The following is a 9,556-nucleotide window of genomic DNA, read 5'->3' on the forward strand; positions in this document are numbered from 1 at the left end:
CATAAATTAGAAACAAAGGGGTTAAGTTGTATGAATACAAATTCGAAACGACTTCCAGTATCGATTGCTATAGCTGCAGCAACAACACTAACAGTCGGAAGTACATTAAACTCAGTAAAGGCAAATGCTGATACTGTTTCAAGTGATACCGAATCTACATCTTCTTCTACATCATCAAGTTCTTCGACTGTTTCAAGCTCATCAAGTAGTCAAACAGCCGTTGAAAAGGCACAATCAAACGTGTCATCTGCTTCATCCGAAGTCTCAAAGGCTTCATCTGTCCAATCAGACGCACAAACTAACTATGATGACGCGAAAGCTAACGAATCATCTGCACAATCAAGTGTTGATTCAGCATCTAGTCAAGTTAGTCAAGATCAATCCGATGTGAGTTCAGCACAAACAAAAGCTGACTCTGCATCTAGTGCCGAATCAACGGCACAAACAAACGCTGACAATGCTACAAGTGAAAACATCAGCAAAGCTTCGTCAAGTGTTGACGAAGCTAAAAGTTCCGTTGACTCAGCATCAAGTTCTGTTGCATCGGCACAATCAACTGTTGATGACGACAATTCTAGTGTATCGAGTGCCCAATCAGACGTTAACTCAGCTTCAAGTTCTGTAACATCAGCACAATCTGATGTTGACTCAGCTTCATCAAGTGTTAAAAATGCTAGTGACGCAGTTGATAGTGCTAAAGCAGATGCAAGTACAGCAGAAAGTTCTGCACAAGCTAGTGTTGACTCTGCTAAGGCAGATGTTGAATCAGCACAATCTGACGTAGATAGCGCTAAAACAAACGCGGCTAATGCCACAAGTGAAAACATCAGTGACGCTTCATCAAGCGTTGAAAAAGCAAAAGACGGCGTTACAACCGCTACGACAGCCGTAACAAATGCTCAAAGTACTGTTGATAGTGATACAACTGCTGTTAATAATGCACAATCTGCTGTCGATTCTGCTTCAAGTTCTGTTGACTCAGCACAATCTGATGTTAACTCAGCACAATCTGCTGTCGATACTGCAACTGCGGCGACTGATACAACCGCTTTAGCTGATGACGTCAAAAAAGCACAAGATGCACAAGATGACGCAATTGACACATTGAATTCTGCTAAAACAACCGCATCTGATGCAAGTAACGATGCCACAACGGCCGCCGGTACAGCTGAAGATGCTTTAAACAATTTAAATTCAGCTAAATCTGATGAAAGTTATGCCGCTGCACAATTAGCCTATGCTAAAACACAAACAACTGCTGCTCAAACAGCCGTTGATTCTGATACAACTGCTTTAGCTGAAGCAAAGGCTTCAAGTGATTCATCTGATTATGTATCAGATAGTAATATTACAATTGCAGATGCTTATATCACAGCTTACAAAGCTTGGGTTGCCGCAGGTCGTCCATCAAGTGGTACAACATTTGATGCATTAAAAGCCGCCTCAGAAACTGGTGCATCAACCTATAATGTAAATGAACGTGGTACAAATACAAACTTGTATTATGATACCGATAGTACAGATACATCAACAACGGTTGACGAAACGAATTTGACAACGGCTCAGCAACAAGAATTAAATGAATTTGCCGTTAACATCATCAATCGTATTCGTGCACAATTTGGTATGAGTGGAATTAGTGTTTCAGATGTATCTGTAGCATTAACAAAGGCTGAAGCTGATGTATATAGTTCAGACAATTGGAACTATAGCTCAACCGGAAAATTTGATGGTTCTGCCCATACGGAACCAACATTGCATTATGGTGCTGTAAGTTCAACAATTCCATATGATCAGATTGGAAATGCGACACGAGCTTCAGATAGTTCATTCCAAGTAACCATGGCAAGCTTAAAAGAAGATCTTTATGATGCAATCATGGAATGGATTTATAGTGATAGTTGGGAAAGCTTCCAATATACAGATGCTGTACTTGATCCCAACGATACAAGTGACATTAGTAGTACTCAAGATGTAAGCAATGTATACTTCGGATTTGCAATTGATAAATACGGAGTTGGACATGCTAACTGGTATAGTTCAACAAATGATACAACCGATAGCAATTCCGCTGAATTAAACACTAAATTAACAAATTCAACAAAATTAACAACAACTGATGCTAAGACGGCTGCCATTGAAGCCGCACAAACTAAATTAGATACTGCTAATGCTACATTAACCAAAGCAAAAGCTACCCAAGCAACAAAGCAAACAGCTTACGATACAGCCGTTTCTGCGGTAGCTACAGCGCAAACAACGTATGACAATGCCGTGACAGCATCAAATGCGGCTCAAGCAAAATTAACTACGGCTAACGCTGCGGTAACAGCAGCACAAACTGCTTTGGACAACGCAACAACTGCCGTAACAACTGCCCAAGCCGCATATCAAAGTGCCCTTGATAACAAGGATGCAAACGAAGCTAAGTTAAATGAAGCAAAAGATGCATTAACAACTGCTCAAAACAAATTAACTGAAGCAAAGGCTACTTTAGATACTGCTGAAAATAATTTAACAACGGCAAAATCTAATTTGTCAGATGCAAACAAGACATTAGCTACCGCTCAGTCAAACTTAACTACTGCTAAGCAAACATTAACTGATGCTCAAACTAACTTATCTAATTTACAAAATGCTCAAGCTAATTTAGAAACAGCTAACGAAAAATTAACTACTGCAAACAATAACTTAATAACGGCTGAAAATAACTATAAATCAACCGTGGCATCAAATAACGCTACAATTGCTGAAAAAGAAGCTGAATTAAGCAAGGCAACTGATGTTTATAATACTGCTAAAGATAACTTAACCAATGCACAAAGCAATTTGGCAAAAGCACAAAGTATTTTAGACAGTGCCAAATCAAAATTGGCAACCGATCAAGCTACATTAGCAAGTGCTCAAACTAAGTTGGCTACTGCTAAGCAAGCCTTAACTGATGCTGAAAATTCATTAAGTGATTTAGTAAATGCTCCTGCTAAATTAGCGGCTGCAAAGGCTGCCTATGCACAGGCACAATCCGATCTTGAAGCCGCACAAAGTAAATTAGAAACAGATCAAACAACATTGTCTGGTTATGAAAATATTTTGGCTGCAATGCAAAGTACCACAGCAAAAGCCAAGACAATTCTCGACCAAGCAAATGCCAACTTGACAAATGCTAAGAACAATTTAGCAACAGCTCAAAGTGAATTGAAAGATGCACAAGATGCTGAAACAATGGCTGAAAATGTTGCTCGTCAACAACATAAGTTAGATTCTGAAACAACAGCTAAGGCAGATGGCTATCATGTGTCTGGTGATAGTGTTGTAGACGCATCAGGCAACGTTGTGAGTGGCTGGACGGTCGTAAATGGTCAAATGGTAGATTCATACGGAAACACAATTACAATTGCTAATACGAGTGACAATTCCGTACCAAGTTCTGTGAACGATAGTTCAGCAACACAAAAAGTATCTCTAACAACGGGGAAGCACTTTGCTAACAATGTAGGAAAACATTTTAATAATTCTTCTGATAGTGTTGCTACCTTACCTCAAACAGGTGAAACAGATAATTCTGAAAGTAAAGCATTAGGTTTATTAATGATCGGCCTTGCTGGAATCTTTGGTTTAGGTCTGCAACGAAAGAGAAAACACTAGTGGGGAAGAAAGAGGGGGAAGTCTTGAAGAAAATAATTAAAATTTTTTTGCTGTTATTTAGCGCAATGTTTTTTCTTGCCGGATGTAGTGGTAAAACATCTAATACTCAAAACAGAGAAAAAACAATAAAATTTGTAAAGTCAACAAAAGAACATGTATGGTTTGAAGTTGATGCAGATGCTATGAATAATTATGGAAAAACTACTATTCCAAAAGCAATTATAATTACTAAAAATGGTTATGCAACCTATTATAATACAAATATAGATTATTATGATGAGAATTATTCGGATACAAAATTCTTGGATAAGTATAAACCTAAAGAAATAGGCGAATACTCTAAGATGTCCATCAATGAAATAAAAAAAGCTGCTGAGAAAGCTGATTATTGGGTATATGAGTGTGATAAGTCAGCTATTGAAAATGGAAGTACTGAAGAACTCGAAGATAAAAATAAATTATTAGGCAGCTATGAATCAGCACCTACCAAAAAAATGAAAGTATCATATACTACAGATAAAACGGGAAACAATATTGCTAGTGAAAATGTTATATTACCAGGAGCAGCACGGGTTGGACATAATTCTGTAAAGGGGGATGATGACGACTTAAACGCTAAATATAAAGAAATTGTATTTACAAGCACAATTTCGTCACCATTCACAATCTACAATAATAAGTATATTGGATATGAGTATTATTATGTAAGTAGTACTGGTAGCGTTACACATAATTATTATTTAACTAAAAGAATGTTTAAAAATCAAAAAATAAGTTTTGATAAGTAACGTATTTTATAAGGAGAAAAACTTTTTGGATTATAAATTTTGTAAAAAATGTGGTACTAAAATGGAAATAGATGCTATTTTTTGCGAGAAATGTGGTACTAAACAAGAATTTTTAGAAAAAGATAAGTCGAAAACCAAGGAACAATCAATCTACAATTCAGAGAACAAAAAAGAAAGAATCGAAAATTGGGAACCTTATAACCAATATGAGAAGAATGAAATAACTAGATCTTCACTATTAGCTACAAGAGATGCACTTAAGCTTAACAGGTGTATAGGACGGGCAAACTTTTGGTATGCATGTATGTATTTATTTGTTATGCAAGTTATTTTACAATTAGTGGTACCAAGTTCTCAAAATATTGCAGGACTTTTAGTTGAATTATTAACATTTAGTTTAGTTGTTAGAAGAGCAAATGACAGCGTATCTGATAGTAGATTTAGGTTGGCAATTATTGTGGGTTTTGGAGTTACAATAATTGGAGATATAGTACCTTCACTTGAAGTAATAACAGCATTTATACAGTTAGGTATAATGTTTGCAGTAGGATTACGAAAAACTGACAGAAGTACAAAATATGAAAGACCACAGCAATAGTAATAAATTATTATGATACAAAAGTTGCGATGTTTGGGGTTAACCCAAGAAAACATAAAATGTAAATATCTAAATGCTTATTAAATGTTGATATGATAGGATTTATGTAATGTCAAAATTGCGCGAATTATTTAAATGAATTCAAGATAAATAAAAATAGCGGCATCTTTTCCTGATATTAAAGGAAAGGATGCCGTTATTTTAACTAATGGAATATTAAGTATGCATTACTGAACTACACTAGTTCCATCCTGATAGTTTAGTTTTATTCCAGATTCGATATTAAAAATGTAGATATTAAAGTGAATAGTATTGTCAGCAACTGACTGAGCGCGTATTTGTACACCACGAGCCAAGAGTTCATTACCTCTAAAAATTGGACGGACACTATAACGAACATAATGATTAGAGCTAGTTTTTAGATAATGAGCTATTTCATTTTCATATGTTGACATTGCCGGATCATTCAAAGAACGTGTTCCAGTGATAAGATTTTTCCAATTATTGTTTTGGCCAGTTAATTGATAACCTATTAAGTGACAACGATTATATAACCAACCAGTTGCTATTTTTTTGTTGTGCCAGCCTGTTGGATTTATGGTTAATTCTTCCCGCTTAGAAGTTGGCATTAGACTGACATTTAGAAGAGCATCTGCTTGTGTAGCACGATTTAAAGTATCAAGGTTTCCATAATATTGCTAAGCACCATTAGCAATAGACAAGTCGCTATTTGTGAAATGCGGGTCATTATTATCAATTGTAATAACTTGTTTGTTAGAATAAGAAAGATTTGCTAAACTAGAAGTAGCTGTAGAACTTGAACTTTTTATCGTAGCAAGCAGAGAACTCTTAGTTTGTAATTTTTTAAGTCGATGTGAGTTCTTTTTGGCAAGTTTAGAGTTAGCCTTGGTTAATGAACTAAGTTGACGACTCAATTGTGAATTTGTTAATCTTTTAGCATCTATATTGGTGGTTAAAGAAGATAAGTCTTGAAATGTGGTTAACGCTAAACATGCGATCAATAAAGTAAAGAGAAAACGACTTGTTTTTGACTTACAAGCTTTCTTTAGAGTTAATAAAGTAATGCTGATTATAATTATTATAATAGAAAAAAACATGATATTCTCCTAACGGTATGATTTACGATAGCCGGTAGCTTGTGCTTCTGATTCAGTATTAAAGTAGACTGCATTATTTGCACTCATATTGTAACCAGTTTGACCAGAAATATGATAGATTTTAGTGTTTTTGTTTCCAATAATCAGATTACTAGTTCCTGTAACAACAGAAGAAGTTGTTTGCTGACTAGAAGTAACTGTCGTTTGTGTTTTTATGTGAGAGTTACTTGTAATTGAACCTGTGGCTTTGATTGAAGATGACAAAGCATCTAGACTAATGGATTCACTTAGGAGATGTTTGGAGATACTGCGGGCATGCTGAATTTTTAAAATGAGTTGGGTATGTTTTTTGTTTGTATTGCTTGAAGAAGCAGTTGCTGAAAAAGTACACACAGTAAAGATAAACAAACTACAAATAAGGAGCATAAGACTAATATTTATTATGTATAGTAGCTTGTTTCGGGGAATTTTATTGTAATTAGATAGAAAAATAATTAAGTTGATTAAGATAAATATTAAGAAAAAAACAATAAATATTTGCAATCACAACAACCTTCTTAAATAAAATTTTAATAAATTAATTATATCATAATAGGATAGCTGTATTTTACTAGCAAATTTCAAATTTAGGATGTAGGATTCAGTGAAAAGGGGGATAATTTAGTGAAAAATTCTTTTAATCGAGTAAAAAATATTTTTGAAAAGAATTTAACGGTTATTAAAATAATTTTTATTTTGTCTGTTTTAGCGTTTGTTATTAATGAAATAGGGAGAGTTCTTAAGCAAACAGATTGGTCAAGAGTATCAACAGGGTTAGTTGATAGATCTTGGTATGAAATCTTATTAATGCTTGTTTGTGGAGCAATTGCAGTCACACCGATGTTAACATATGACTTTATGATTGTTAGATTTCTGCCAGGTGAATATTCAAAAAAATACATTATGCGCAGCGGCTGGATAACTAATACAATCACAAATATTGCGGGATTTGGTGGTGTCTTAGGAGCAACTTTAAGAGCTGAGTTTTATAAAAAGAATGCAAATAAGAAACAAATATTATATGCTATATCTAAAATCGCAGTTTTTTTATTGTCGGGATTATCAGTTTTATGTTGGATTGCTTTAGTTTTAATTTTTGGTTTCAGAATAGGTGTACATTTAGAACATTATCTTCTTTGGTTAATAGGTGGAGGTGTGTATTTTCCATTAGTATTTATTTTAACTAAATTTAAGAACAATGATTTCTTTTCAGATTTGACATTTAAGCAAAAATTGACATTAACAATAGGGTCCACATTAGAGTGGGGATTTGTTGCGCTTTTTTTTATGTTAATTGGTTGTATTTTAGATGTTAAAACTAATCTGTTAGCAATATTTGTTTTATACGTTATTGCATCTGTTCTAGGAATTGTTTCGATGTTGCCGGGTGGATTAGGCTCGTTTGATGTTTTTATGTTATTTGGAATGGCAAGCTTGGGTATATCGCATGAAACTGCATTAATTTGGATACTGTATTTTAGAATCTTTTATTATATAATTCCTGCAGCCACTGGAATTGGGATGTTTATCCATAATATGGGTGGAAGACTTAATGGATTCTTTGATGGTATTCCGCGTGCATTTTTAGAAAAAGTTTCGCATGGATTATTGACAATCTTTCTATATTTTTCTGGAATTCTATTATTAATGGTATCTGCTATTCCGGCGTTCACTATCAATAACAGTATTCTAATGAGTTTCTATCCATATACATTTTTATTTATTCATCAATTGACAAACATTTTCTTTGCTTTTATGTTATTGGGATTAGCACGAGGAATTCATGCTAAAGTGAAAAAGGCATATATTCCGATGTTAATAATGTTATTGGTTGGGATTTTTAACACTTTATGGCAAGACTTAAGTGTAAGTTTAGCTGTCTATTTAGGAATCGTATTGGCAATTACATTAGTTTCTAAAAATGCTTTATATAGAAAAAAATTTCAGTATTCAATCGGTGGACTTGCATTTGATGGTCTGTTGTTTATTGGTGGTTTTTTATTGTACGTAATTGTTGGTGTAATTAATGCACCGGCATATAGTAACAAGCATAAAATACCAACAGTACTCTTCTTTCCGGGCCAACAGTTATGGTTGTCAGGACTTTTAGGAATAATCTTAGCGGCTATTGTTTTGTATTTTATAGTTCATTATTTAACTGGTGGTAAAGATCCATTTGTTGATATAGATTTTGATACCAATCGTATTAAGCAGGTAATTGAAAAGTATGGTGGAAATGAGACTAGTCACTTAGCCTTTTTGAGAGATAAAAATATTTATTTTTACCAAGACCAAGGTGAAGATCAGCTCTTTTTCATGTATAGGCGCAAAAATGATAAATTAATCCTAATGGGAGAGCCAGTTGGAAATAAGGAATGCCAAGAAGCAGCACTTAAACAATTATTACAAGAAGCTGATTTGTATGGCTATGAACTTGTTTTTTATGAAATTGATACAGAATATACAATGCTTTTACATGAATATGGATTTGATTTTGTAAAAACGGGGGAAAGTGGCTTAGTTGAATTAGCTAAATTTACGTTAACAGGGAAAAAACAACGAGCCCAACGAGCATTAATGAATAAATTTGAAAGAGAAGGCTATACATTTGAGCTTAGTCAACCGCCATTTGATAATGATTTAATGCAAGAATTACGTAAGGTATCTAATGAATGGCTTAATGGACAAATAGAAAAGGGTTTTTCATTAGGATTTTTTGATGAGTTTTATATAAATCAAGCACCAGTTGCTCTTATTCGGAATGAAGATGGAGCGGTAGTTGCTTTTGCAACTATGATGCCGACAGGAAATAAGGAAATACTAACAATTGATCTTATGCGACATAGTAAAGATGCACCTTCTGGAATTATGGATGCAATATTTATTAATCTCTTTAAATATGGACAAGAAGAAAAGTATACTTATTTTGACTTAGGAATGGCCCCGTTATCTAATGTAGGTGAGTCACAGTTTAGTTTTCTTGAAGAAAAGATTGCCCATCTTATTTATCAATATGGATATAAATTATATGCATTCCAAGGATTACGAGCTTATAAGGATAAATATGCAACTGCTTGGCATTCAAAATATATAGCATATCGTAAAAAGAGCTCGCTATTGACTACAATGTGGCAAATCGTGACAGTTGTAAATCAACGTAAAGACTATAAAAAGCTATCTGAAACAAAGAAAATACCATTAGTACCAAGATTTTTGCAACGATAATAGAATAAATTTATTTAAAATAAAAATCATTAGTAAATTGTAAAATTTGCTAATGATTTTTTTTAATTTTATTTTGTCTTTAGACCTAGTTGAGCTCGCTTGCGTGCGAAACAAAAAACCACCTGCTTTGCGGGTGGAAAAGC

At 34.1% G+C, this 9,556-nt stretch carries 5 protein-coding genes and 1 pseudogene; 4 read left to right on the top strand and 2 right to left on the bottom strand.

What is annotated here, in order from left to right; translation table 11 throughout:
- Positions 1–30 precede the first annotated feature (30 nt).
- From LB941_RS09365 to LB941_RS09375, 3 genes are read left to right on the top strand one after another with little or no spacing between them, the layout of a single operon-like run.
- Positions 31–3,645 (top strand): SEC10/PgrA surface exclusion domain-containing protein, encoded by a 3,615-nt coding sequence (locus tag LB941_RS09365; RefSeq protein ID WP_253361509.1) that lies wholly within the window; start codon positions 31–33, stop codon positions 3,643–3,645.
- 23 nt (positions 3,646–3,668) lie between these two features.
- Positions 3,669–4,433, top strand: a complete 765-nt coding sequence (locus tag LB941_RS09370; protein WP_253361511.1) for a hypothetical protein — start codon at positions 3,669–3,671, stop codon at positions 4,431–4,433.
- A gap of 25 nt (positions 4,434–4,458) precedes the next feature.
- Positions 4,459–5,031 (top strand): zinc ribbon domain-containing protein, encoded by a 573-nt coding sequence (locus tag LB941_RS09375; protein ID WP_253361513.1) that lies wholly within the window; start codon positions 4,459–4,461, stop codon positions 5,029–5,031.
- Positions 5,032–5,258: 227 nt separating this feature from the next.
- Here the strand turns inward: LB941_RS09375 and LB941_RS09380 are convergent.
- Positions 5,259–6,149: pseudogene (locus LB941_RS09380) on the bottom strand (DNA/RNA non-specific endonuclease).
- A 9-nt stretch (positions 6,150–6,158) separates the two neighbouring features.
- Positions 6,159–6,413, bottom strand: a complete 255-nt coding sequence (locus LB941_RS09385) for a sunset domain-containing protein (RefSeq protein WP_253361515.1) — start codon at positions 6,411–6,413, stop codon at positions 6,159–6,161.
- Positions 6,414–6,812: 399 nt separating this feature from the next.
- On the opposite strand from LB941_RS09385, the gene mprF reads away from it, so the two are divergent.
- Entirely contained in the window at positions 6,813–9,413 is a 2,601-nt protein-coding gene (gene mprF / locus LB941_RS09390; protein ID WP_253361517.1) for a bifunctional lysylphosphatidylglycerol flippase/synthetase MprF, read from the top strand.
- The last annotated feature ends 143 nt before the right edge of the window (positions 9,414–9,556 follow it).

Origin of the sequence: Ligilactobacillus ubinensis (assembly GCF_024160875.1) — a bacterium.
Classification (GTDB): domain Bacteria; phylum Bacillota; class Bacilli; order Lactobacillales; family Lactobacillaceae; genus Ligilactobacillus; species Ligilactobacillus ubinensis.

Coding starts and splice junctions, on each gene's coding strand:
- LB941_RS09365 (WP_253361509.1), top strand. CDS start 31: ATGAATACAAATTCGAAACGACTTCCAGTATCGATTGCTATAGCTGCA.